Genomic DNA, 23,992 nt, shown 5'->3' with positions numbered 1-23,992 from the left:
GTAATTTCGGGTTATTGCTTATCCTCCGAATTTATTTGCGTAATCTCGCATCGAAGCCAAGATGACCTCTTTGGCTGCTTCAGATCCGTAAACCTCCTGGATTCTGCACTTTGCGGGTTCATCCGGCAAATTCTTATAGGTCAGGAAGTAATGCATCAATCTTTTCACTTCTGCTTGCGGAAGCTCTGAAATATCGCGGAAATGTCCGAAGGCATGATCTCCCTTCATCACCGCTACGATTTTGTCATCCGCCTCTCCTTTGTCAATCATCTTGAAACCGCCGATGGGGATCGCTTCCATTAACATTCCACCGGAATGGATGTTGTGTGAACTCAACACACAGATGTCTAGAGGGTCCAAGTCCCCGGAAGTGACGTCATTTGCTCCACTTTCAATGGCAAGATCTCTTACTTCGTCGTGGCAATACGTTCTTGGAATAAATCCATAAAGGGCCGGAATAATATTCGAAAACTGTTGTGGTCGGTCCACTTTCAGATATCCACTAGACTTATCCACTTCATATTTGATGGTATCGGACGGAACTATTTCAATAAAAACATTCACTACATTCGGTACATCCTCTCCTGCTGTGATTCCATGCCATGGATGGGCTTTAAAATTTGGTATCATTACTTCTATTTAATTTATAATCAGGTTTTCTCTTCTTAAGTCTTCTAGGGTTTGCGAAATATAATCCTCCCCATTCACGTAATTCATTAAAAATACGGTCTTAAAATCCTGCAAAGTTGCATCATTACTAATGCTGTCGTAAGTTTTATGCAGAAGGTGAATTACATTATTTTTACTGGTTACAATATTTGACCACGTATTTTTGGGCAGATAAAGTTGCTGCGACGCATTGTAGTCAAACTCTTCGTTAATGGTTTTCTCCGTAAGGAAAAGGAATTCGTAAACCGCCAAATTAGGATCGAATTTCGTCACGAGATTCGCTGGTTTCAAACGCTCCAGATACAGCGTCAATCTTTCGTAAGCATGAATCCTTTGTCCTGAAGCCCCCTTCACTGTGATCATTTTTAGTTCCTGATTTTTCAGTTTGATAAAGCTAAACACAAAATGTCTGAACAGAATCAGAAATGGCACCGCAATAAGCAGAGCGAATGCATAAGGCAAATAAGGTGAAAGAATCATCCAAAGTTTCTTTAAGGGTGCAAAATTACTAATTATTTGCTACTTTTTGAAGAAGTCAGTCATCAAATCCTTTACAGAATTTTCGATAATAGCGTATTCTTGCAGTTCCGATCCGAAACTTTTAAAGAAAACCTCTATTCCGCGTATGCTTCCGCCCATAAAACTGAAGGGTTTTTCGGAAATATTCTCTTTCAAAATGCGGTCAATGAGAAATGACGCACCATTATCATTACGGAATTGTTCGTCATTGATCAGTCCCAATAACGAAAAGCCATCTCCATCTTCAATCAGGATCGCTAAGTTTGTCAAATCCTGATCTTTGCAGGATCCAAATATTCGCAGCCTGTTTTTTTCATCAAGAAAGTGAAGGAATCTAAAGAATTTTTCCTGGTCGTTTTTCTTATCCAGACCTTTAAAGTTATTTTTAATGAAGCGTAGGTTTTCCTTAAGTGAAAACTCTTTAAACTCCAGGTACTGCGCAGTTTTCACTGTGGATTTTCGGCCTTTGAAATAATCTTTTCTCAAAATCGCATATTCAGTGGGTCCGATCCAATAATTTTTTTTGGTTTTTAATGTTGATTGAAAAGAATTTTGAAAATTAAAGGAATAGGTCAAAATTCGGTAATGTGATTGAAAAAAATTCAAAAATTCCTGCTCCATATTTGGGTTTTTCTCCGGACCGAATACTCCCAATTGCTGACAAAAGAGTGGCATTACCACAAAGCGGAATCCGAATTTTTTCCGGATCGGAACAGGCATCACGAAACGATAATCTTCAAAAACCAAAAGTTCCCAATTTTCGCAAAGCTCATCCAGGATTTCTTTTTGTGCGTGGAAATTTTTCTGGACAGAATTTTCAATGCAGTGCGAATATTTCTGGAAATCTATCTCGTGATATTTCAGTTTACTGATCATACTAATCCTTCTTCTGCAAAACTGAACCACGAATTTTGGGTGATAATCAGGTGATCTATCAGCTGGATGTTCAGTATTTTTCCAGCCTGCGAAATTTGTTTGGTAATATTCAGGTCATTCTGACTTGGCTTCAAATTTCCGGATGGATGATTATGAGCCACGATGATTCCGGTTGCGAAATTTTCGAGTGCGGTTTTGAACAAAATCCTCACATCTACCACAGATTGGTTGATTCCGCCGGAAGTCAACCGGGATTTGAGCAACACCTTATTGCTTTGGTTCAGGAAAATTGCCCAAAATTCTTCCGTTTGCAAATCCCCCAAGAAAGGCTGCAAGATCCTGAAAGTATCCTCACTATTGCTGATTGGCATTTTTTCCGGAACTTCCTGAACTGCCCTTCTTCTCCCTATTTCTACAGCGGTTAAAATCTCTATAGCCTTTACCGGTCCGATTCCTTTGAATTTGGTCAGATCTTTTACAGATAATTTCGCTAACTCATTCCAGTTATGGTCCACTGATTTCAAAATCCTTCGTGCCAATTCAATCGCCGATTCGTCCTGATGTCCCATCTTGATGATGATTGCCAAAAGCTCCGCATCAGAAAGTGCGTTCTTGCCTTTCAGCAGGAACTTCTCTCTGGGTCGGTCATCTTCTGCCAGGAATTTTATCGACATTCTACTCCGCTTGGTTTTTTTTAATTGAATTCTAAAATACTAAACTACTCTACTACTTAAATAATAAGTCCGTCCTTCATCACCAACTTCCTGTCAGTGGTTTCTGCAAGGTGCGTGTTATGGGTGACGATGACGAAGGTTTGGTTGTACTTATCCCTTAAATTGAAGAAAAGATGGTGCAGATCATCGGCGTTTTTTGAATCCAGGTTTCCTGTGGGTTCATCAGCAAAAATGATTTTCGGGGAATTGATCAAAGCTCTTGCAACGGCAGTTCGCTGAGCTTCTCCTCCAGACATTTCACTAGGTTTGTGGTGAAGTCTGTGTACAATATTCAGATCCTCAAATAGCGAATAGGCCTTTTCTAAAGATTCCCTTTCGTTTTTTCCAGAAATCTTCGTGGGAAGGAGTACGTTCTCCAATGCGGTAAACTCCGGTAATAGTTGGTGAAACTGAAAAACGAATCCAATATTTTCATTTCTGAATTTTGAGAGTTGGCGGTCATTCATTTCAATAAAGGAATTTCCGGCTAAAGCAATCTGAGTTCCGAAAGCTTTTGGATCAGTCGGTGAATCGAGGGTACCCAGAATTTGCAGCAGTGTGGATTTTCCAGCACCGGATTCACCCACGATGGACACCACCTCTCCTTCCAGAATATGGAGATCCACTCCTTTCAAAACTTCCAAATCCCCATAGGATTTATGTATATTTTTCGCTCTGATCATAAGGTTCAAAAATAGTGAATTTGATTGAAACTATTTTATTAATGGTTCGGGTTTTAATAAAAAACCCTTTCATTATTCGAAATATTGAAAGGGTTTTGAATATTTTCAGCGTTGTTAACGCTTTTTATTACAGCAGCAAAGTTAAGGGCTGCTCCAAATAGGTTCTCAAGGTCTGAAGGAATTGTGCTCCGGTTGCTCCGTCTACTACTCTGTGATCGCAAGCCAATGAAAGTTTCATGGTGTTTCCTACCACGATCTGTCCATTTTTCACGATGGGTTTTTCAATAATCGCGCCTACAGAAAGAATTGCGGAATTCGGTTGGTTGATAATGGAAGTAAAGGTTTCAATTCCGAACATTCCCAGGTTCGAAACAGAGAATGTTGATCCTTCCATTTCATTGGCTTTCAAACCTTTTGATTTTGCTCTTCCTGCCATATCTTTTACCGATGAAGCGATTTGGTTGTAGTTCATCTGATCCGCATTTTTCAGTACAGGAACCACCAATCCATCAGGAATTGCGACTGCAACTCCCACGTTGATATTTCCGTGGTGGATGATTTTATCTCCTGCCCATGATGAATTCACCTGAGGATGTTTTCTCAGTGCCATTGCGGTGGCCTTGATTACCATATCATTAAAAGAAATTTTGGTATCTGGCAAAGAATTGATTTCTTTTCTTGCTTCAATCGCTTTATCCATATTGATTTCCACCATCAGATAATAGTGGGGAGCAGAGAATTTGCTTTCTGCAAGTCGTTTAGCGATGATGTTTCTTACCTGTGAATTCGTCGTCTCGGAATCTTCTCCTTGAACAAAATTCATTGCCGGTGCTATGGTGGCTTCAACCGGTGCTGCTGTAGATTTTTCCGCAACTTGTGCAGTGTTTGGAGTAAATCCTTCGATATCTTTTTTTACGATTCGTCCATTTTCGCCGGATCCCTTCACATCGTGCACATTAATTCCCTTTTCTTCGGCTATTTTTCTTGCCAAAGGAGAAATTGCAATGCGGTCTCCAGAAGAGGCAGATGCTTTCGGTTGGTCAACTGTTTTGGTCTCCGTTGGTTTTTCCGCCGTTTGCTGATTGCTGGCTGTGGATGGTTTTTTTCCACCACCTGCTACGATTCCTGAAACATCTGTTCCTTCCGGACCGATAATCGCCAAAATGGTGTCCACCGGACTCGAGCCGCCTTCCTCTACACTTTGATAAAGCAAGATTCCTTTTACTTCTGCTTCAAAATCCTGAACTGCTTTATCCGTTTCAATTTCCGCCAAGATATCGCCTTCTTTCACCGCATCCCCAATATTTTTATGCCATTTCGCAACTTTGCCTTCGGTCATTGTATCAGATAATCTCGGCATGGTAATTACTTCCACTCCCGCAGGAATTTCCGCATTGGCTTGCTCCACGCTAGTTGGTTTGTCTTCGGTTTTCTTTTCTTCCGGTTTTCCGGCAACACCCGCATTTGCATTTCCGCCTTTTAATGCTGAAATATCCTCGCCTGCTTCGCCAATAATTGCCAGAACAGAATCTACCGGTGAGGATCCACCTTCTTCAGTTCCAATATACAAAAGAGTTCCGTTCACTTCGGATTCGAAATCCTGAACGGCTTTATCGGTTTCTATTTCTGCTAAAACATCGCCTTCTTTTACGGAATCTCCCACTTTTTTGTGCCATTTGGACACTTTACCTTCCGTCATTGTATCGGAAAGACGGGGCATTGTAATAACTTCTGCCATAATCTAAATTTGAAAATTTATTCAATTTGAAAATTTGAAAATAATAATGCTATTTCAAAATTTCAATTTATTCTTTATTAGTAGTTAAAATAGAAATTAATTGAAAAAACGAAAATCTAACAATTTTCAAATTTTCAAATCATCTCATTATCAAATTATTAGTTTTCCAATTTGTCCAGGAATGGGTAATCTTCCTGTGCATAAACATATTCGTAAACTTTTTCAGGATCCGGATATGGTGAGTTTTCCATGAAATCCACACATTCTTCCACGAAATCTCTTGATTTCTCGTCAATTGCGTTCAACTCATCCTCAGTAGCCCAGTTATTTTCCAGAATCCTCCTTTTCACGATTTCGATCGGATCTCCTTTCTTATATTCTGAAACTTCGTCTTTAGTACGGTATGGTTCCGCATCGGACATGGAGTGACCTCTATATCGGTAAGTTCTGGCTTCAATAAAAGTGGGTCCGTCTCCTCTTCTTGCTCTCTCAATCGCTTCGTATGCGGCTTCAGCAACCTTTTCGGGATCCATTGCATCTACAGGTAAACAAGGCATCTCGTATCCCAAACCTAGTTTGTAGATGTCTTCGTGGTTTGCGGTCCTTTTCACAGAAGTTCCCATTGCATACTGGTTGTTTTCAACCACGAATACCACCGGAAGTTTCCAGTTCATCGCCATGTTGAACGTTTCGTGAAGTGAACCTTGACGGGAAGCACCATCTCCGAAGAAGCAGATGTTCACGCCGCCTGTTTCGAAATATTTGTCTGCAAACGCGATCCCAGCTCCCAAAGGAATTTGGCCACCCACGATTCCGTGACCACCATAAAATCTTTTTTCCTTGCTGAAAATGTGCATAGAACCACCCATTCCGCCGGAGGTCCCAGTAGCTTTTCCACAAAGTTCAGCGAGGATTCTTTTCGGGTCCACTCCCATCGCCATTGGATGGATGTGGCACCGGTAAGCAGTGATCATGCTATCCTTGGTCATATCCATTGCATGGACGAAACCTGCGGGAATCGCTTCCTGACCGTTGTATAAATGTAAAAATCCTCTGATTTTTTGTTTTAGGTAAAGAGAACGGCATTTGTCTTCAAACCTTCTCCACATCGTCATTTCTTCATACCACTTAAGGTACACTTCTTTTGAAAATTCTTTCATGCTTATTGAAAATATGATGCAAAAATACGAATTATATTCGTGTTTTCCGATAATGGAAAAACAGATTTTTTTCATATTATTACTACGAAAACATTATTTTTGAAAGATAAATAATCTTATGCTGAAAAGAAACAATCGGACGGTGATCGCTTTTTCCAAATTCTTCTCGAATTTTTTTAATCCAATGACCTCGCTGGTTCTTTATCTGGCTTATTTCAGCTCTGTGCGGATGAGTGCGCAGGAAGCGTTGCAGAAGTTCCTTCCTATTATTTTGATCATGATTTTGCCGATTACAGTTTGGATTTTCTGGAACGTGAAGCGGGGGAATTATTCGAATATGGATGTTTCAAACAGAAATCAGCGGAAAAGCCTGTATTCTTTTATTGCTGCAGCGATTGCCGTTTATTTGGTTTATGAATACTTTAGGTTTGATCGAATCGATTTGGTAGTCAGCTTTCTAATGGTTTTGCTCTTACTGATGCAGCTCAGCAATTATTTTATTAAAAGTTCGATGCACACTGCTTTCAATGTTTATGTGGCGGCATTATTTTTTGCATTAAATATAAAGTTGGGAATCCTGTGGTTCGGAATCGCAATTCTTGTAGGTTACACCAGGATAATTTTGAAAAGGCATACCGTCAAAGAAGTGATTTCTGGAGCGATAATCGCTCTTTCCGTTTCTTTTATTTACCTTTATGCCAATATAATGATCAGCAATTAGCGTTGAGTAATCAGTAATACGCAATCTTTTATGAAAATAAACCACCTCACTCCTTCCGAAGAACAACTGATGAACATCTTCTGGAAACTGAATTCCGGCTATCTACGGGAAATCATAGAGCATTATCCGGAACCGAAACCGCACCAAAACACGATTTCCACATTTCTAAAAATCTTGGTGGAAAAAGAATTTTTGACCACCGAAAAAGAAGGTCGGATTTTTAGATACACCGTTGCCGTCCCTTTTGATGATTATAAAAAATTTCAGCTGAGGAACTTTCTTGACCATTATTTTGCAGGTTCCGCAAATGAACTCCTGAAAATGATGCTCGATGAAAAACACCTAAAGCCATCGGACTTTAACCAGCATTTTGAAATTAAGGCCACAGTGGTTCCGGTGAAGGAAGCTCCTGAAGTAGTGACAAGCGACGCAATATCCGAGTTTGTAGAGGAACTGAAGGCGGAAAAAAAGAAAAAGAAGACAAAAAAGAAAAAGAAAAAATAGGATTCGAGAAAAGTACCTGATCATTTCGCTTATGGCTATTTTTCCCTTATATCTACGTCGATTCCAAATATAGTTGCCCACAAAAAGAATTCAACATTTATGCTTCATAAAATCCAACAAATCTTCGGAATATCCGGCAACGTGATCCGGAAATATCCCATGGTTCTGCTGATGGCCTTTTTGGCGGCAGTTTCTTTAATTTGCTTTGCCGAAAAGAACTTCGATGCAGTTGCTACCAATTTTATTTTCGTGAAATTCGCCCTGGTTTGCTGTTTGGGGATTTCATTGATGTTTGCGCTGAATATGCTTTCGCAAAGGATTGGAATGGGTTTGATTATGGAGTTTTTCGCTGTTGTTTTGTTGGTTTTCCTTTATCTATTGCTCCCTGATTCCGAGAAGGATTTCACCGAAGTTGATGCATTTCTGCTGATTCCGACTTTTATTCTGTCGCACCTTTTGGTATCGTTTATTCCATTTTTCGGACAAAAACGCGAACTTAATTTTTGGCAGTATAATAAGAGTTTATTCATCAACACTTTTCTGACTGCTGTTTTCACGGGAGTTTTAACAGGCGGAGTTCTCTTGGCAATTTTGGCGGTTGATCAACTTTTCGACTTTAATTTTAAAGGGAAATATTATTTCCAGACTTTTCAGTTTCTGGGTATTTTCGGCAGTTGCTTCATATTCCTTCTATTTAATGAAAAAGGCTTGAAGTTTCTTGAGCGAGTAGATCGTTACCCGATTATCCTGAAGTTTTTTACACAGTATATTTTGATCCCGCTGTTGATTATCTATTCGGTAATCCTGTATTTCTATTCCGCAAAAATTCTTATCCATTGGGAACTTCCGAGAGGCTGGGTTTCCTATCTGGTTTTGGCGTATTCCATAGTGGGAATTTTGGCTTTTCTTCTCGTTTATCCTTTGAAACAGGATTCAGAAAAATCTTGGGTAAAGGTTTTCCCGAGGATCTTCTTTTACACCTTAATTCCGCTCATCGTTCTTTTATTCACGGCAATTTTCACCAGAATCTTGGCATATGGCTACACCGAACCGAGATATTTTGTTTTAATTCTCGCGATATGGTTGACTTTTGTGGTGCTGTATTTTGTTTTTTTCAGAAAAACTACCATTAAATTTATTCCAGTCAGTTTGTTTGCTTTCGGAGTTTTCTCATTAATGATGCCTTATCTCAACACCTTTTCAGTGGCGAAGGGAAGCCAGAAAACGGAACTGAAAAATATCTTGACCCAAAATAATTTATTGGAAGATGGAAAAATCAATTTTAATAAGAAAGTTTCGGATTTGGCTGCAGACGAGATCTCCAGCAAATTCAACTTTTTGGCCAAGAGAAACGAACAGGAATTTTTGTTTACATTTTTGAATTCTGATGACCAGAAAATTTTAGCAAAATCAATCAGCAAAAGGGATTATTGGGAAATCCACAACATGATCCAGAACCATTTTACCCAGATACAAACCACGGAGAAGTCCCATCAGGAAAACCGATTAGAAATCGTTTCAGAAAATAAGTTCCATTCCATCGCCGGTTACGAATACGTTGCTTCTGCCGCAAAGTACAAGATGGGAGATTTGAGATTTAATGGTGATATTTTTACGGTTTCCCGGCAGGAAAATACCGGAAAAATATTAGCTGTCACTTTAAACGGGAGAGAATATTGGGATGTATCACCTTTGATCCTTCAATATTTAAATCAGTATAAAAATCAATCCGGGCAAATTACTGTTCCGGAGATATCTTTCGAAAGCGACCTCGGAAACTACCATTTGAAGATGGTTTTCGATAATCTCATCCGCGAAAAATACCAAAAGGAGCAGATATTCTATAATGAAGCATATATTTTGATCAGACAAAAATAGAAAAGTCCATCTTTTGATATTTTATTTTCCCAGAATCTGAAGTATGCGATTCGGCATTCTGGTGAAGAAAATTTCCACAAAAAAAGCGGCTCAAAAGCCGCTTCCATATTTTTCTGAAAATGTTACCAGTTGGAACCTCCTCGGTCGTAACCGCCTCTGCTTCCACCTCCGTAACCTCCACCTCGGTTTCCGCCACCGTAACCTCCGCTACGGTTGTTGTCGAAACTTCTTCTTGGTTTCTGTTCTTTTGGTTTAGCCTCGGAAACGTTAAGTTCTTTGCCGTCCAATTCTTTCCCGTTCAATGCCTCGATGGAAGCTTTTCCTTCCTCGTCAGCCATTTCCACGAATCCAAATCCTCTGGATCTTCCAGTTTCTCTGTCGGTAATGATTTTGGCAGAAGTTACTTCGCCAAATTCTGAAAATAAATCATGCAACGTCTCTTCTTTGGTTGCATAGTTGATGTTTGAAACAAAAATGTTCATCATAAAAATAATTAAAAATTAATACATGCTGAAATTATAAATGAAACTCAACAATGGATGAACAAATATTGATTTCGGATATAAAAACGGGTGCAAGATACAACTATTAATTAGAAATGCAACTTTTTTCGTCACAAGATTATTTAACTTCCTTTCCCACAGAGGCTTCCAAAAGTCTGAACCAGTCCTCTCTTTCCAGATTTAGGCTCAAAAAATCCCTGAATTTACGGATGTTTTCTGATTTCGAGGTACCAATGATTGGGAGAATTCTTGCCGGATGTTTCAAAATGAACGCTAAAAGAATATGGCTTTCTTCTGCACCATATTTTGGGCAAAGTTCATCCAACACTTTCCTGATTCTAAAATTTTGAACAGAATTTTCGGTGAAAAAATTTCCCATGACGGACCATGCCATTGGTTGAAGCTTTCTGAGCATCATTTGGTCTAAAGTACCGTCGTAAAAAGCATCGGTATGATTGATGGAGATTTCGATTTGATTGGTGACTAAAGGGAAAGCGTCATCAATCAAATCAAACTGAGAAGCAGAAAAATTAGAGACGCCGAAATGTCTGACTTTATGTCTTTCTCTTAGAATACCGAATGCCTCAGCAATTTCCTCCGGATTCATCAATGGTGATGGCCGATGAATCAAAAGCAGATCAAGATAATCGGTTCTTAAGTTTTCCAGGCTTTTATCCACCGAACTTAAGATATGTTCCTTTGAATAGTTGTACGACTTCACTTTGAAATCTCGATTTTCACATGGCATTTCAATTCCACACTTGGAAATCAGCTGCACTTCTTCCCTATTGATTTTCATTTCGGAAAATGCATCGCCAAAAAGTTTTTCTGTGGTATAATTTCCGTAAATATCGGCATGGTCAAATGTGGAAAGTCCTAAATATAACGATGTTTCAATTAAACGTTGGACTTCTCTTCCGGAAAGATTTGCGCCCCAAATTCCCCACCTCATGGTTCCGACAATGATCGGTGAAAACTTCATTTTGCTTGATTTTGCTCAAAAATAATCAATTGCAACTGAAATTCTTAGTATCTGACGGGTTTTTTTATTAACATAATAATTTTATCTTTGACAAAAATTTTAAGCAATGAAAAAACTTTCTTTATTTCTTTTATCCTTAATTTCAACATGGATTTTTTCCCAGTTTACCTCACCCGGTACTGGTATCACCTATAATCTGGCTTCGCTTTCGGCGGCAGCACCTGCAGTTGTAGTAAATAATGGAACCGATTACACCATGACTGCGAATGTGATTATTTCTGCAGGAGACATCCTGAATATGGATGAAAATACCACCTTGAAAATCAATCCGGGAATTCTGCTTACCATTGCTGGAACCTATAATACTACTGCCACTAATTTTAAAATAACCGCAACCGATCCGGCCAACGTGTGGAAAGGCATGCGTTTGGAATCCACGGCAAATGTCACCTTCAAAAACACCACGATTGAATATGGTGGTGGAATTCAGGCACTTACCGGAAATTTTATGATGGATAACTGCATCGTGAGGTATAACAAAGCCGGACAGTCAACCGGAGCCGCCGTAAATTTCTCTACAGGAAATCCGGTAGTAAAAAATTCGCAGTTTATTGAAAATGATTTACCGGCAGTTGCTTCCGGAGCGAACTCTTCAGTTGCGCTGGAATTCACGAATAACTTCCTTTCCAAAAACACCAAACTCAACTCGAACCGCCCGCAAATCAATATGGGAGCAAGCGGAACCGGTGGAACTACCAAGATTTTGAATAATACCATTAACGGAGACAGACTTAATGACAAAGTGGGCGGAATTTCAGTTTCTTCACTTTTGGGAGTAACCAATACGGTTTTGATTGATGGAAATACAGTGACCGACAACCGCTACGGAATCACCATCACCGGAAACAATTGTTCCGGAACGATTTCAAATAATATTTTGACCAATAATAATGTAGAAACAGTTCCTGCAAATGGTGGAAGCGGAATCAACCTCTACGGAAACGGATCCTTCAAAATTGAGAAAAACCAGATCAGAGGAAGTTTGTGGGGAATTACCTTGGTAAGTACCACTACTGCAGATCTTGGCGGCGGAACTTTGGGAAGTGTTGGTCAAAACGTATTCAAGAACAATGGAAACGGCGGCCAGATTTATGCGCTCTATAACAATACTCCCAATGCAGTAAGCGCAAAGAATAACTGCTGGAGAGAAGACGAGTTTTCTGATGATGCGATGGTGGAAGAAGTGATTTTTCACCAGAATGATAATGCGTCTTTGGGATTGGTGGATTTTTCGTCTTATCTGTGTGCACAACCTTTGGCAACCGTTGAAAATGCTATCGTAAAAAACACCCTTTACCCAAATCCAAGTAATGGAACATTTACTTTTGATGCAGAAAAATCAGGGAATATCATTATTTCGGATATGGCCGGAAGAATGATTTTCTCAGGCTTGGTCAACAAGGGAAAAAATACAGTTTCTGTGAAAGCAAATCCCGGGACTTATGTTTTGGTTTATCAGTCTGAAGGCAAAAAGTCTTCCAACAAATTGATTATTAAATAATTGATACTCCAGACCCAGAAAAACTCATTCCGAAAATTCGGGATGAGTTTTTTTTTGCCCTTCAATGGTGGCGGAATCCGACGAACAAGTGACCCTTTTTCAGCGTGGCAGAGACCGCGACCCGGCTTGAGTGGAGCTCTTTTTTCTTGGAGAGGAGCATAGCGTAGGAAGAAAAAAAGCGGGAACGGAAGACGGAAATAGTCGCCCAAAGAAAACTATTTTGCTTTATTTTCAAAATATTGTAACCTTTTTGGGATTCCTATCGTATATATAATTGCAGCCTTAAAAAATGGGTTGTTATCTATTCAATGAGACAATTAAAAATTACAAAACAGGTTACCAACAGAGAAACCGCGTCGCTTGACAAGTATTTGCAGGAAATCGGGAAAGTGGATCTGATTACTGCTGATGAAGAGGTAGAACTCGCACAAAAAATCCGTGCCGGTGATAGAGTTGCACTCGAAAAACTGATCAAGGCGAATCTGCGTTTCGTGGTTTCTGTTTCTAAACAATACCAGAATCAGGGTTTATCACTCCCCGATTTGATTAATGAAGGAAATCTCGGCTTGATGAAAGCCGCGAAAAGATATGACGAAACCAGAGGTTTTAAATTCATTTCCTATGCGGTTTGGTGGATTCGCCAATCGATTTTGCAGGCTTTGGCGGAACAATCCAGAATCGTGAGATTGCCTTTGAACAAGATTGGATCCATCAATAAAATCAACAAAGCATACGCACATTTGGAGCAGGAAAATGAAAGACCACCTTCTCCGGAAGAATTGGCGGAAGTTCTTGATATGAGTGAAGACGACATTAAGGAATCCATGAAAAATTCTGGTCGTCACCTATCAATGGATGCTCCTTTGGTGGAAGGTGAAGATTCCAATTTGTATGATGTTTTGCGTTCTGGCGAATCGCCAAGTCCGGATAAGGATTTGATGTTGGAATCGCTTCAGATTGAAATCGAAAGAGCATTGCAGACCTTGACCCCGAGAGAAGCGGATTTGGTTCGACTCTATTTCGGGCTTAATGGAAAACACCCGATGACTTTGGAAGAAATTGGCGAAACATTTGACCTGACCAGAGAAAGAGTGCGACAAATCAAGGAAAAAGCGATCAAGAGATTGAAACACAATACGAGAAGCAAGATTTTGAAATCTTACCTCGGAAAATAATTCCTCATTTTAAATCCCTCTCCGAAAGCGAGGGATTTTTTTTGCTCATTTATGAAGTTCGAAAATTCTTCCGGGCAAGTTCTTTTCTGACGCGGCTCAAACTTTCGGGGGTAATCCCAAGATACGATGCCACCATCCATTGAGGAACGCGCAGAAGAATATCTGGATACATTTTGATGAAATCCATGTAGCGTTCTTCAGCAGTATCTCCCAACAACGAATTCACTCTATTTTGCAGGTTCCGGATGTGTTTTTGCAACAACAAATCATTATTTTCAGCAGTATGCGGAAAATTCTGGTTGATGATCGTGAAGAAATCGCTTTTCAGCAAAAGGACTTCTGATTCTTCCACCGCTTCAATAAAATATTTCGACTTTTCATGGAAGTAAAGGGAACTTCGGTCAGAAATCAGCCAGTTTTCGGGCGCAAACTGAATGATATGCTCTTTTCCGTTTCTGTCTATGGAATACATTCTGAGTAATCCTTTTTCCACGAAGAAGGTTTGATTACACACTTCACCTTCGCGAAGCAAAAGTTCATTTTTTGCTGCTTTTTTTGCACTGAAATGATTGCTGCAATTAGAGATTGCTTCTTTGGGGATTTCCAAAACTTCCGAAAGATAATTGGTGATATTCAGATTCGTTTCCATCCAGAATCAGACTATATTCAAGTTAATCGAATGATGAGAAGCATTTCTCACCGCGTTTCCGTTTTCCAAAACAATGAGTTGCGGACTTTGGTGCTCCACTCCCAGATCATCTGCAATTTTATTGGAGATCTTTCGGTGAGCAAGCAGATCCAGGTAGTAATATTCCACAGCTTTATCAGAATTTCCCACTTCTTTTTCAAATTTCTTTTTAACCATTTTACTGATGTGGCATCTGGTGGAATGTTTAAAGATCACCACTTTCTTTTCGGATGACTTCCTGATGGCGTCTTCCAAATCACCTTCAGATTTGATCTCATGCCAGAATTTCACTTCTGCATTTTCAGTTTCGGAGCTGCCGAATATTTTATGTAAAAATCCCATTGTACTACTTTTTTATAAAGCCAAATTTACGGAATCTTTTGGAAGAAACTTCCCGGATTTACCACCCTTTCTCCTTTTTAAGATTTTCAATATGTGCCAAATGGTGGTCGCAATGCCATGCATAAAAAGCCAGTGTTTCTCTTAAAGTAATTTTACGGTTTTGTTCGGGATGAAAAAATGTGCTTTCAAACTCCTTATTGGTCAATGATTTCAATTCATAAACCCAGCGTTTGTGAAGTCCCTTCAGTATTTGCAAAGCCGGTTTGATCTCCATATTGAAACTGTCTTGCAGTTCTGCCCATTTCGCTTCGTCATAAGTTTTGATAGTGGGATTGTCTTCCGTCAAGGCCAATTTGCAGCGGATATAACTGTTCATATGGCTGTCTGCGAGATGATTCACCAGTTGTCTCACCTTCCAACCGCCTTCCCTGTACTGCGTATCGAGCTGGTCGTCCGTCCAGTTTTCGATCAGCAATTTTAGTTTTCCTGGGAAATCTTTTAACACTTTGATATATTGATCGATTTGCTGGTCAGAGATTTGTTCAGGTGCAGTGAATTTTCCGATGGGATATTTCTTTTGTTCCATGTTGTCCATTTTATCTTTATGTTTTTTTGACTTTTTGTCCAAATTGTTGGCTTGGCTGAAGATTTGCGTCTTAGTTTCAGTAAATTTACCAAAAATAAAGTACAAAGCATTTACGCTTAAAAAAATTTAATACAATGAAAAAAGCCCTGATTATTGTCGATGTGCAAAATGATTTCTGCGAAGGTGGCGCACTCGCTGTTCCCAATGCCAATGAGATCATTCCTTATATCAATCTGTTGATGGAAGAAAACCAGTATGACCAAATTGTTCTCACCCAGGATTGGCATCCGGCGAACCATAAAAGTTTCGCATCCAACAACGGAAAAAAGGTGGGTGAAACAATTATTCTCAACGGCTTGCCACAGTTTTTGTGGCCAGATCACTGTGTTCAGGGGACTTTCGGGGCGGAATTTCATAAAGATTTGAACCTCGACAAAGTCACTCATATCGTGCAGAAAGGAAAAAACCCCGATGTGGACAGTTATAGTGGATTTCAGGACAACAACCAAATCGTGAAAACCGGACTTGATGATTTTTTAAAATTCCACGACATCCAATTGGTTGAGATTGTTGGTTTAGCTTTGGATTATTGCGTTAAATATACCTGCTTGGATGCAGCAAGATTGGGTTATGTAACCTGTCTGCATTTCAACGGAACCCGCGCTGTAAACCTGAAACCGGAAAATGCAAAAGATGCGGTCTTTGAAATGCTGCAGAATACGGTAACGGTTTTGGGATAAGAAAAATTCCAAAAATTTGAAGAAAAAATTTTAATGAACACCAAATATTTGCACTAAAGTTGGCTGCGAGCGTTACTGTACAAAAGTTCGCAAAATCTTAAATCATCTGAAACTTCTCAATTTTTGGGAAGTTTTTTCATTTGAAATTCTTTATTTTTAGCGAAAATTTTCCTTTTGAATAAGATCATTTTCATTATACTTCTCGCCTTTCTGACTTCCTGCATCTCCGTAAAAAAACACAACGAAAGGCGGGAAACCCCGATTGCTCCGGAAAAACTGCGAAGCGATGTAGATTTTATTTACCATAAATTGAAACAACTGCATCCGAAACTCAACTGGTATATTTCCCAAGATTCGTTGGATTATCAATTCGACAGTTTGAAAAGCTCCATTAAAACACCTTTAAAACCCAATGATTTTTTCCAAAAACTGGCGCCGGTTATTGCAAAAGTAAAAGAAGGTCACCTCCGGCTTTATCCGATGGAAAAGCGACTGACCAAGCAGGAAATCAAATTTCTGAAGAACCAAAAAGGATTACTGAGCAGGTTTAATTTCGTGGTTGATGATTACCGTATTTTTGTTTCGGACAATGCCGAAAAAATAGCCAATATGGAGGTGGGAACCGAAATCCTGAAAATAAAGGATATTCCGGCGAAAGAACTTTTGGAAAAATACAAACCATTCGTCAACAGTGATGGATTCAACAAAACTTTTCAAAAATACTCAATGGCGAGAAGGTGGCCCGCTTTTTTTACTGCAGAATATGGCATTTTGGATTCAGTGAAATTAGAAACCAAACTGAACAATCAAATCAAAACTTTCTATCTCAATCGCGAGAAAATGACGAAGCAAGAAAAGAAAAAAGAAGAGCAGGAAAATAAAAAATTGACCAAAAGCGAAACCGGAAAAACCAAAGATTACAACATCCTTACCAAAAGCTATAACCGCGATTTGCAGTTCCCCACGAAAGATTCCACAGTTGCCTATATGAAAATCAAAACTTTCTCCGGGACCTATTCCCGAAGGTTTTACAAGCAAAGTTTCGCCAAAATCAGAAAATCTCCGGCAAAATATCTGGTTCTGGATATCCGCGATAATTTGGGTGGTTCGCTTTATGAAATCAACAATCTGTATTCCTATCTGGTGTCTGAAAAATTCAAATTCATTGAAGATATTGAGGTTACCTCTCGTTCATCAATGTTTCACGCTGATTATTTTTCGGAATTTTCCACCATTACCAAACCGCTTGCTGTTCTCGGTTATCCGCTTTATGCGATGGGAACGGCACTTTCCGTAAAGAAAAGAGAAGATCAGTTTTACCTAAAGAATAACGGTATTTTTGCCATTAAGAATCCAAAGAAAAACCATTTCAACGGCAAAATTTTCGTGCTAATTAATGGCAGCAGCTTTTCTGCATCATCGCTTATTTCTTCAAAATTGAAAGGCGACCAGCGTGCTTTTTTAGTGGGCGAAGAAACTGGTGGTGCCAATGATGGAACCGTTGCCGGAAGGTACTCCACCCAAAAACTGAAGAATTCACGACTCACTCTCCCGATCGGATTAATGCTGATTCAGCCAAACATAGAATTCACCAACACCAAAAAAGGTGTAATTCCAGATAAGGAAATCATTCCGACTTTGGCGGAAGTCTTACAGAAAAAGGATGTTCAGCTGGATTGGGTGATGCAGAAAATTAAAAAGGAACAATCCGAAAAATCCGATCACAGCCACTAAACCCTTCGGTAAACCTCTTCGAATGGCAATCTCATCCGATCACCCCAAACTCCTTTTTCCATGCGGATTCCGCAAGAAACCACCATATTGATTTCTGCACCCATCGGCAGGTTTAAAATCCGTTTCACTCTTCTGCTGTCAAAACCTTCCATCGGACAGGTGTCATAACCTTTCTCGGACATGGCAAGCATAAAAGTTTGTGCAGCCAAAGCGCAGGTTTTGTGGACCACTACTCTCGCGTCATTTTCCGAGACTTCCAGAATCATTGGCCTGAAAACATTCACCACATAGGCAAAAATTTTCCTTAGAAATCCCGCTATTCCAAAAAACCTTGTATATAGAAACGGCATCACCGTTCCATAATAGAGTTTCCACCGACTGGAACGTTTCTCATGCTTTTCATTTGGACTATTTTTCAGCACATTTTGTACTTCCAACTCCATCATTTTCCTGGCGTGTTTTCTGTGCAAATCCTGCCTTGTCACGAAGACCACCATTTGCTTGGCGGTAGTTGCAGATTCCTGGTCCAGACATGCACGGGAAAGTTTTTTCAGGGTTTCATGATCGGTAATATGATAAAATTCCCACAATTGCATATTGGAAGAATTCGGCGCTAAAGTAGCCATTTGAATGCACTCTTTCACCCATTCCGAATCGATTTCTTTGGTTGGGTCATAGTGGCGAACCGAGCGGCGATGTTGTAGGATTTCCTCTAAAGACATAGGTTTTTTTTGAAATGACGAACAGAATTGTATTTTACTTTAATTAAAGTTGTGAAATGTCTTCAAGGTTTTCTCGGGATCTTGGAAATTTTGGAGCATTTTGATGATTAGCATTCTATTGGACTCGATTTTATAGATGATAGAATTGTGTTTGTTGAGCAAATACCTATGATAGGTAGTGTCTACATTTTTCATAAATTGTACAGGAACGTTGCAGATGAATTCAACCGCTTCATCATAATTCTGATTGAAATCATCAAAACCTGCATCGAACAATTATTTAATGAATAATCTTCGATGTGCCATAAATCATTTTGCGCTTCATCAGTTATGATAAGCTCCATATTGCTGCATATTTTTTTTCAACCGTTCCTCTCTTCTTTGAACCCATTCTTCGTGAGTAATAAATTGAAATAAATATTTGATTTGAATAGTGGAAATTTTTTATCACTAAAATAAAAAAATCCGCAAAAAAACTTTGCGGAAATACTATTTTATATAGGGAAAACCTCAGTCTCTGAAAATCTTTTCTACCCTGTTTCCTTTCGCCAGTTCATCCACCAGTTTATCGGGATAGCGGATTTTCTGCATCAAGGGATGCTCAGTATCTTCAAATCCATAACTACAGATCACCCCTGTAATTTTCGAGGCATTCGGATTCAAATTCGTCTCCTCACTGAGAAAATTTTGAAAATCGGTTTTGCCGGAAAGGATTTATTGAAGTTGGTTTTCATCATAGCCAATCAACCAAAAAATCACCTTGTGAAGTCCCGCAATCGTTCTTCCTTTTTTTCTCCACTTTCGCCAAGTAATGCGGATAAACTGCCACAAAACTCATTCTTTAAACACCTTCGTCTTCAAGGTCAAATTAGCAGATCATCACCTTAACAAATCCTCATCCACCAAATTCGGCAGCGTCACTTTCAAATTCGGTTCCGCTTTCATCGCCCGCTTTATCGCGAAAATAGCGCCTTCATTTCTCGCCCAACTTCTTCTGGAAATTCCATTGTTCACATCCCAAAACAGCATCGATTTCAGCCTGCGATCCGCATCATCACTTCCATCCAGTAACATTCCAAAACCGCCGTTGATGACTTCGCCCCATCCAACTCCGCCGCCATTGTGGATGGATACCCAGGTCGCACCACGGAAACTGTCGCCAATCACATTATGAATCGCCATATCTGCAGTAAATCTGGAACCGTCATAAATATTGGAAGTTTCGCGGTAAGGCGAATCTGTTCCCGAAACATCGTGATGATCTCGACCCAAAACAACCGGTCCGATGGCTCCATTTTTTATCGCTTTGTTGAATGCTTCAGCGATTTTCATCCTTCCTTCCGCATCTGCGTAAAGTATTCTCGCCTGACTTCCAACCACCAGTTTATTTTCCTGAGCACCTTTGATCCACTGAATATTATCCGCCATTTGTTGCTGAATTTCTTGCGGAGAATTTCTCTTCATTTCTTCTAAAATTTCACAGGCGATATCGTCGGTTTTCTTTAAATCTTCAGGGCTTCCACTGGTGCAAACCCATCTAAACGGTCCAAAACCAAAATCAAAACACATCGGACCCATAATATCCTGAACATAACTTGGATATTTGAATTCCCTTCCTAAAGTTGGATTTTCTGCCATCACATCCGCCCCTGCTCTACTCGCTTCAAGCAAAAACGCATTTCCATAATCGAAAAAATAAGTTCCTTTTGAAGTATGCTTATTTATTGCATCGGCGTGTTTTCTTAAACTTTCCTGAACTTTTTCTTTAAACAATTCCGGATTTTCCGCCATCATTTTATTGGATTCTTCGAAAGATTGTCCAACCGGGTAATATCCTCCTGCCCACGGATTGTGCAGCGAAGTCTGATCAGAGCCTATATCGATTTTCAGGTCTTCTTGCGCGAATTTTTCCCAGACTTCTACCACATTTCCAAGATATGCCAATGAAACCGTCTCATGATTTTGTTTGGCTTTTTTCACTCTTTCAACCAGTTCATCAAGGTTTTCGTGGATTTCATCGATCCATTTTTGCTCGTGCCGGATTTTTGTGATTTTTGGATTTACTTCAGCGCAAACAGTAATGCAGCCCGCAATATTTCCAGCTTTTGGCTGTGCTCCCGACATTCCTCCTAAACCTGAAGTGACGAACAAACCGCCTTTTGGATTTTTATTGATTTTTCTGAAGGCATTTAAAACCGTGATCGTGGTTCCGTGCACAATTCCTTGCGGGCCGATATACATATAGCTTCCAGCAGTCATCTGTCCATACTGAGAAACACCCAATGCATTGAATTTTTCCCAATCATCTGGTTTTGAATAATTTGGGATCACCATTCCGTTGGTTACCACCACTCTCGGCGCCTCTTTATGGCTTGGAAAAAGTCCCATCGGATGACCGGAATACATCACCAAAGTCTGTTCATCATTCATTTCCGACAAATATTTCATGGTCAAAAGATATTGTGCCCAATTTTGGAAAACCGCTCCATTTCCGCCGTAGGTAATGAGTTCGTGCGGATGCTGCGCCACTGCATCATCCAGATTATTTTGAATCATGAGCATAATCGCTTTTGCTTGCTCGGATTTTCCAGGATATTCTGAAATTGGTCTTGCTTTCAACTTGTAATCCGGACGGAAACGGTACATATAAATCCTTCCATAATCTTCCAATTCTTTTTTAAATTCGGGCAAAAGTTCTGCATGAAATTTGGGGTCAAAATAGCGCAAAGCATTTTTCAGTGCCAGTTTTCTTTCTTCGTCATTCAAGATTTCTTTGCGTTTAGGTGCATGGTTGATTTGCGGATCATACGGTTTTTGCTCTGGAAGTTCCCGGGGAATTCCCTGTTGGATTTGTTCTTGGAAGGTCATTTCAGTTTAAAATTCAAGGTTTAATGTTCAAAGCAATTTTGAAGCTTTAAAGATATTCAATTTAAAAAATATGGTGCAAATGAAGTTGAGAAAAGCAGAAATTTATTAAGATTTATTATTAAATTTGTCCTCACTGATATTATGGAAAAAAACACTAAAAAAACTGCGGAAACAACCTCGGAATCAAATAAAATCCTTTCAAAACCACGTATATTTTTCGGAATTCTCTTTGTCATTATTTCGGTGGTGATGACCTTTTCTTTCCTGTCTTATTTGCTGAACTGGAAGTCTGATCAGAGCAGAGCCGGGGCAATGCTGGACAAAACAACCCAATCATCCAATCTGTTTGGCGGTGTGGGTGACTGGCTGGGAAATATTTTCATCTTTGAAAGCATTGGAATTGCTGCATTTGTCGTGGCTTTTCTTTGTTTTGTTTTGGGTACTCTGATCCTTAAGAAAAACTATTTTAAACCCTGGAAAACACTCGGGCATTCGCTGTTCTTTATCTGTTGGCTTCCGATTTTTATGGGAGCTATTACCAATGGTGAAGGCGTTTTGGGTGGTGTTTACGGATTCCAAATCATGGATTTCTTGAAATTGGTAATCGGAACTGCCGGACTTTGGTTAGCAATCGTTTCGAGCATCGCGCTGTATTTCATTCTAGAGTTCAATCTTCGAGCAAGTAACGTGAAATCGAAGCTGAATGAGCTGAATGAAAATACCCTCGGAAAAGTGAAATCAATGATGCCGAATTCTTCAGAAAACTTTGAAGCGGATGATGAATTGGAAGCTGAAGAAAAAAATCCAGAAGAAAGTGAAGACGAGTCAACCCGGAAAGCAGCTTTCGCGGAAGATTTTGAAACCATAAAAACACCGAACCAAACTTCTTTTGAAGGAAGTCTGGAGAAAATCACCGTATCAGAAGTTGGAGGAAATGCCGTCAACTTGAGTCCTTCAACTCCATTTAAATCTGAAACTGAAACGAAAACCGACGGTATTGATTTCAAGGTAGAAGTGGCGCAAACCATCGATGACGATATTGACGATAAATCAAAGGAGTTGGTTGAGAAACACGGACTTTATGATCACAAACTGGATTTGGCCAACTTCCAAATGCCGCCCATCGATTTATTGAAGGATTATGGAAACGAAGAAATCTCTATTAATAAAGACGAACTGGAGGAAAACAAAAACAAAATCGTAGGGTTGCTGAAAAACTTCAATGTAGGGATTGCCGAAATCAAGGCCACCATCGGACCAACGGTCACTTTGTATGAAATCGTTCCCGAAGCGGGAATCAGAGTGGCTTCCATCAAAAAATTACAAGACGACATTGCTTTAAATCTCTCCGCTTTGGGAATCAGAATCATTGCACCAATGCCGGGAAAAGGAACCATTGGAATTGAAGTTCCAAGGAAAAATCCATCGATGGTTTCCATGAGAAGTGTGATCGCCTCCCAAAAATTCCAAAATTCTGATATGGATTTGCCAGTAGTTTTTGGGAAGACCATCTCCAACGAAATTTTCATGGCAGATTTGGCAAAAATGCCACACTTACTGATGGCGGGTGCAACCGGGCAGGGAAAATCTGTCGGAATCAACGCGATTTTGACTTCGCTACTCTACAAAAAACATCCAAGCGAACTGAAGTTCGTGATGGTGGACCCCAAAAAGGTGGAACTTTCCCTTTATTCAAAAATCGAAAGACACTACCTCGCCAAACTTCCAGATGGTGATGACGCAATCATTACAGACACCCACAAAGTGATCAACACGTTGAACTCACTTTGCGTGGAAATGGATACGCGTTATGATTTGCTGAAAAATGCCTTTTGTAAGAATTTAAAAGAATACAACAAAAAATTCTCTGAACGAAAACTGAATCCGGAAAATGGACACCGATTTTTGCCTTATATCGTTTTGGTGGTGGACGAATTTGCGGATTTGATTATGACTGCCGGAAAAGAGGTTGAACTTCCAATTGCGAGATTGGCCCAATTAGCAAGAGCGGTAGGAATCCATTTGATTGTGGCGACCCAGCGTCCGTCCGTCAATGTGATTACCGGTATGATTAAAGCGAATTTCCCGGCTAGAGCAGCTTTCCGGGTAATTTCTAATGTGGATTCCAGAACGATTCTGGATGCAACCGGAGCAGATCAGCTCATCGGAAAAGGAGATATGCTCTACTTCAATGGAAATGAAATTCTAAGGCTTCAATGTGCATTTGTAGATACCCCGGAAGTAGAGAAAATTGCCGAATTCATCGGAGAACAGAAAGGTTACGCTACAGCATTTATGCTTCCCGAGTACAGCAGCGAAGAAACTGCATCAAGTGCCGGAACTTTTGACCCCAATGAAAAAGATGCCCTCTTTGAAGATGCCGCCAGAATTATCGTTTCCACGCAACAAGGTTCCACTTCCATGCTTCAAAGACAATTGAAACTGGGATATAACAGAGCTGGGCGAATCATGGATCAGCTCGAAGCAAGCGGAATCGTGGGTGGTTTCAATGGGGCGAAAGCACGCGAAGTACTGATCAGTGACTTGAATTCTTTGGAACAGTTTTTGGAAGAATTGCGGAAGTAAACCAAAATTTTAAACAGAAGTTTAACTTTTCTGGAAATCATTGA

The 23,992-nt window shown here is 39.8% G+C and carries 23 protein-coding genes and 1 pseudogene; 8 read left to right on the top strand and 16 right to left on the bottom strand.

Annotated features, from left to right (window positions below; all coding sequences use genetic code 11):
- Positions 1-18: 18 nt before the first annotated feature.
- The 7 genes from L0951_RS11225 to pdhA form a co-directional block, all read right to left on the bottom strand.
- Positions 19-630, bottom strand: a complete 612-nt coding sequence (locus L0951_RS11225) for an inorganic pyrophosphatase (RefSeq protein WP_234111359.1) — start codon at positions 628-630, stop codon at positions 19-21.
- 9 nt (positions 631-639) lie between these two features.
- Positions 640-1,149: a hypothetical protein gene (locus tag L0951_RS11220; RefSeq protein ID WP_234111358.1), complete on the bottom strand. Its 510-nt coding sequence runs from the start codon at positions 1,147-1,149 to the stop codon at positions 640-642.
- A gap of 39 nt (positions 1,150-1,188) precedes the next feature.
- Positions 1,189-2,064: a hypothetical protein gene (locus L0951_RS11215; RefSeq protein WP_234111357.1), complete on the bottom strand. Its 876-nt coding sequence runs from the start codon at positions 2,062-2,064 to the stop codon at positions 1,189-1,191.
- Positions 2,061-2,738: a RadC family protein gene (gene radC, locus L0951_RS11210; protein WP_234111356.1), complete on the bottom strand. Its 678-nt coding sequence runs from the start codon at positions 2,736-2,738 to the stop codon at positions 2,061-2,063. The genes L0951_RS11215 and radC overlap by 4 nt, the downstream gene beginning before the upstream one ends.
- 56 nt (positions 2,739-2,794) lie before the next feature.
- A complete protein-coding gene (locus L0951_RS11205; protein ID WP_234111390.1) occupies positions 2,795-3,460 on the bottom strand; it encodes an ABC transporter ATP-binding protein in 666 nt (221 codons plus the stop codon).
- A gap of 127 nt (positions 3,461-3,587) precedes the next feature.
- Positions 3,588-5,198, bottom strand: a complete 1,611-nt coding sequence (locus L0951_RS11200) for a pyruvate dehydrogenase complex dihydrolipoamide acetyltransferase (RefSeq protein WP_234111355.1) — start codon at positions 5,196-5,198, stop codon at positions 3,588-3,590.
- A 158-nt stretch (positions 5,199-5,356) separates the two neighbouring features.
- A complete protein-coding gene (gene pdhA, locus L0951_RS11195) occupies positions 5,357-6,358 on the bottom strand; it encodes a pyruvate dehydrogenase (acetyl-transferring) E1 component subunit alpha (protein WP_234111354.1) in 1,002 nt (333 codons plus the stop codon).
- Between the two features lie 118 nt (positions 6,359-6,476).
- Here pdhA and L0951_RS11190 point away from each other — a divergent pair, with 118 nt between their 5' ends.
- From L0951_RS11190 to L0951_RS11180, 3 genes are all read left to right on the top strand, one after another.
- Positions 6,477-7,079 (top strand): phosphatase PAP2 family protein, encoded by a 603-nt coding sequence (locus tag L0951_RS11190; RefSeq protein WP_234111353.1) that lies wholly within the window; start codon positions 6,477-6,479, stop codon positions 7,077-7,079.
- Between the two features lie 30 nt (positions 7,080-7,109).
- On the top strand, positions 7,110-7,583 hold the full coding sequence (locus L0951_RS11185; protein WP_234111352.1) for a BlaI/MecI/CopY family transcriptional regulator: 474 nt from the start codon (positions 7,110-7,112) through the stop codon (positions 7,581-7,583).
- A 99-nt stretch (positions 7,584-7,682) separates the two neighbouring features.
- Entirely contained in the window at positions 7,683-9,461 is a 1,779-nt protein-coding gene (locus L0951_RS11180; RefSeq protein WP_234111351.1) for a DUF4153 domain-containing protein, read from the top strand.
- A 122-nt stretch (positions 9,462-9,583) separates the two neighbouring features.
- Here L0951_RS11180 and L0951_RS11175 read toward each other — a convergent pair whose 3' ends face one another.
- Positions 9,584-9,943 carry an RNA recognition motif domain-containing protein gene (locus tag L0951_RS11175; RefSeq protein WP_234111389.1) on the bottom strand — a complete coding sequence of 120 codons (360 nt, stop codon included), beginning with the start codon at positions 9,941-9,943 and terminating at the stop codon, positions 9,584-9,586.
- Between the two features lie 139 nt (positions 9,944-10,082).
- On the bottom strand, positions 10,083-10,946 hold the full coding sequence (locus tag L0951_RS11170) for an aldo/keto reductase family oxidoreductase (protein WP_234111350.1): 864 nt from the start codon (positions 10,944-10,946) through the stop codon (positions 10,083-10,085).
- Positions 10,947-11,052: 106 nt separating this feature from the next.
- Between L0951_RS11170 and L0951_RS11165 the strand changes: the two genes are divergently transcribed.
- Both L0951_RS11165 and L0951_RS11160 read left to right on the top strand, forming a co-directional pair.
- Positions 11,053-12,507: a T9SS type A sorting domain-containing protein gene (locus L0951_RS11165; protein ID WP_234111349.1), complete on the top strand. Its 1,455-nt coding sequence runs from the start codon at positions 11,053-11,055 to the stop codon at positions 12,505-12,507.
- A gap of 308 nt (positions 12,508-12,815) precedes the next feature.
- Positions 12,816-13,682, top strand: a complete 867-nt coding sequence (locus L0951_RS11160; protein ID WP_039344711.1) for an RNA polymerase sigma factor RpoD/SigA — start codon at positions 12,816-12,818, stop codon at positions 13,680-13,682.
- 49 nt (positions 13,683-13,731) lie between these two features.
- Here the strand turns inward: L0951_RS11160 and L0951_RS11155 are convergent, their stop codons facing one another.
- From L0951_RS11155 to L0951_RS11145, 3 genes are read right to left on the bottom strand one after another with little or no spacing between them, the layout of a single operon-like run.
- Positions 13,732-14,331 carry a Crp/Fnr family transcriptional regulator gene (locus L0951_RS11155; protein ID WP_234111348.1) on the bottom strand — a complete coding sequence of 200 codons (600 nt, stop codon included), beginning with the start codon at positions 14,329-14,331 and terminating at the stop codon, positions 13,732-13,734.
- Positions 14,332-14,337: 6 nt separating this feature from the next.
- A complete protein-coding gene (gene ytxJ / locus L0951_RS11150) occupies positions 14,338-14,712 on the bottom strand; it encodes a bacillithiol system redox-active protein YtxJ (RefSeq protein ID WP_234111347.1) in 375 nt (124 codons plus the stop codon).
- 58 nt (positions 14,713-14,770) lie between these two features.
- The gene (locus L0951_RS11145; RefSeq protein WP_234111346.1) at positions 14,771-15,307 is read right to left on the bottom strand and encodes a YfiT family bacillithiol transferase; all 537 of its coding nucleotides are present in this window, start codon (positions 15,305-15,307) and stop codon (positions 14,771-14,773) included.
- Positions 15,308-15,432: 125 nt separating this feature from the next.
- Between L0951_RS11145 and pncA the strand changes: the two genes are divergently transcribed.
- Together pncA and L0951_RS11135 are read left to right on the top strand one after the other, a co-directional pair.
- The gene (gene pncA / locus L0951_RS11140; protein WP_234111345.1) at positions 15,433-16,038 is read left to right on the top strand and encodes a bifunctional nicotinamidase/pyrazinamidase; all 606 of its coding nucleotides are present in this window, start codon (positions 15,433-15,435) and stop codon (positions 16,036-16,038) included.
- Between the two features lie 174 nt (positions 16,039-16,212).
- The gene (locus L0951_RS11135) at positions 16,213-17,772 is read left to right on the top strand and encodes a S41 family peptidase (protein WP_234111344.1); all 1,560 of its coding nucleotides are present in this window, start codon (positions 16,213-16,215) and stop codon (positions 17,770-17,772) included.
- Here the strand turns inward: L0951_RS11135 and L0951_RS11130 are convergent.
- The 4 genes and pseudogenes from L0951_RS11130 to L0951_RS11115 form a co-directional block, all read right to left on the bottom strand.
- A complete protein-coding gene (locus tag L0951_RS11130; RefSeq protein WP_234111343.1) occupies positions 17,769-18,494 on the bottom strand; it encodes a nitroreductase family protein in 726 nt (241 codons plus the stop codon). The two genes, L0951_RS11135 and L0951_RS11130, sit on opposite strands and share 4 nt — an antisense overlap.
- 191 nt (positions 18,495-18,685) lie before the next feature.
- Entirely contained in the window at positions 18,686-18,838 is a 153-nt protein-coding gene (locus L0951_RS11125; RefSeq protein ID WP_234111342.1) for a hypothetical protein, read from the bottom strand.
- A 166-nt stretch (positions 18,839-19,004) separates the two neighbouring features.
- A pseudogene (locus L0951_RS11120) lies at positions 19,005-19,332 on the bottom strand (DUF2200 domain-containing protein).
- Between the two features lie 41 nt (positions 19,333-19,373).
- On the bottom strand, positions 19,374-21,362 hold the full coding sequence (locus L0951_RS11115) for a urocanate hydratase (protein ID WP_234111341.1): 1,989 nt from the start codon (positions 21,360-21,362) through the stop codon (positions 19,374-19,376).
- 141 nt (positions 21,363-21,503) lie between these two features.
- Between L0951_RS11115 and L0951_RS11110 the strand changes: the two genes are divergently transcribed.
- Positions 21,504-23,948: an FtsK/SpoIIIE family DNA translocase gene (locus tag L0951_RS11110; RefSeq protein WP_234111340.1), complete on the top strand. Its 2,445-nt coding sequence runs from the start codon at positions 21,504-21,506 to the stop codon at positions 23,946-23,948.
- The last annotated feature ends 44 nt before the right edge of the window (positions 23,949-23,992 follow it).

The organism is Chryseobacterium sp. R2A-55 (assembly GCF_021401085.1).
Taxonomy (GTDB): domain Bacteria; phylum Bacteroidota; class Bacteroidia; order Flavobacteriales; family Weeksellaceae; genus Kaistella.
Note: the sequence above shows the minus strand (reverse complement) of the source record. Positions and strands in the feature narration are given on the sequence as shown.

What these genes read in the sequence shown, in the direction of transcription:
- L0951_RS11220 (WP_234111358.1), bottom strand. Translation starts at nt 1,149, where the DNA reads ATGATTCTTTCACCTTATTTGCCTTATGCATTCGCTCTGCTTATTGCG.
- pdhA (WP_234111354.1), bottom strand. Translation starts at nt 6,358, where the DNA reads ATGAAAGAATTTTCAAAAGAAGTGTACCTTAAGTGGTATGAAGAAATG.
- pncA (WP_234111345.1), top strand. Translation starts at nt 15,433, where the DNA reads ATGAAAAAAGCCCTGATTATTGTCGATGTGCAAAATGATTTCTGCGAA.
- L0951_RS11155 (WP_234111348.1), bottom strand. Translation starts at nt 14,331, where the DNA reads ATGGAAACGAATCTGAATATCACCAATTATCTTTCGGAAGTTTTGGAA.
- L0951_RS11200 (WP_234111355.1), bottom strand. Translation starts at nt 5,198, where the DNA reads ATGGCAGAAGTTATTACAATGCCCCGTCTTTCCGATACAATGACGGAA.
- L0951_RS11110 (WP_234111340.1), top strand. Translation starts at nt 21,504, where the DNA reads ATGGAAAAAAACACTAAAAAAACTGCGGAAACAACCTCGGAATCAAAT.
- L0951_RS11160 (WP_039344711.1), top strand. Translation starts at nt 12,816, where the DNA reads ATGAGACAATTAAAAATTACAAAACAGGTTACCAACAGAGAAACCGCG.
- radC (WP_234111356.1), bottom strand. Translation starts at nt 2,738, where the DNA reads ATGTCGATAAAATTCCTGGCAGAAGATGACCGACCCAGAGAGAAGTTC.
- L0951_RS11175 (WP_234111389.1), bottom strand. Translation starts at nt 9,943, where the DNA reads ATGAACATTTTTGTTTCAAACATCAACTATGCAACCAAAGAAGAGACG.
- L0951_RS11125 (WP_234111342.1), bottom strand. Translation starts at nt 18,838, where the DNA reads ATGGAGCTTATCATAACTGATGAAGCGCAAAATGATTTATGGCACATC.
- L0951_RS11130 (WP_234111343.1), bottom strand. Translation starts at nt 18,494, where the DNA reads ATGTCTTTAGAGGAAATCCTACAACATCGCCGCTCGGTTCGCCACTAT.
- L0951_RS11115 (WP_234111341.1), bottom strand. Translation starts at nt 21,362, where the DNA reads ATGACCTTCCAAGAACAAATCCAACAGGGAATTCCCCGGGAACTTCCA.
- L0951_RS11145 (WP_234111346.1), bottom strand. Translation starts at nt 15,307, where the DNA reads ATGGACAACATGGAACAAAAGAAATATCCCATCGGAAAATTCACTGCA.
- L0951_RS11190 (WP_234111353.1), top strand. Translation starts at nt 6,477, where the DNA reads ATGCTGAAAAGAAACAATCGGACGGTGATCGCTTTTTCCAAATTCTTC.
- L0951_RS11225 (WP_234111359.1), bottom strand. Translation starts at nt 630, where the DNA reads ATGATACCAAATTTTAAAGCCCATCCATGGCATGGAATCACAGCAGGA.
- L0951_RS11185 (WP_234111352.1), top strand. Translation starts at nt 7,110, where the DNA reads ATGAAAATAAACCACCTCACTCCTTCCGAAGAACAACTGATGAACATC.
- L0951_RS11165 (WP_234111349.1), top strand. Translation starts at nt 11,053, where the DNA reads ATGAAAAAACTTTCTTTATTTCTTTTATCCTTAATTTCAACATGGATT.
- L0951_RS11215 (WP_234111357.1), bottom strand. Translation starts at nt 2,064, where the DNA reads ATGATCAGTAAACTGAAATATCACGAGATAGATTTCCAGAAATATTCG.
- L0951_RS11205 (WP_234111390.1), bottom strand. Translation starts at nt 3,460, where the DNA reads ATGATCAGAGCGAAAAATATACATAAATCCTATGGGGATTTGGAAGTT.
- L0951_RS11170 (WP_234111350.1), bottom strand. Translation starts at nt 10,946, where the DNA reads ATGAAGTTTTCACCGATCATTGTCGGAACCATGAGGTGGGGAATTTGG.
- L0951_RS11180 (WP_234111351.1), top strand. Translation starts at nt 7,683, where the DNA reads ATGCTTCATAAAATCCAACAAATCTTCGGAATATCCGGCAACGTGATC.
- ytxJ (WP_234111347.1), bottom strand. Translation starts at nt 14,712, where the DNA reads ATGGGATTTTTACATAAAATATTCGGCAGCTCCGAAACTGAAAATGCA.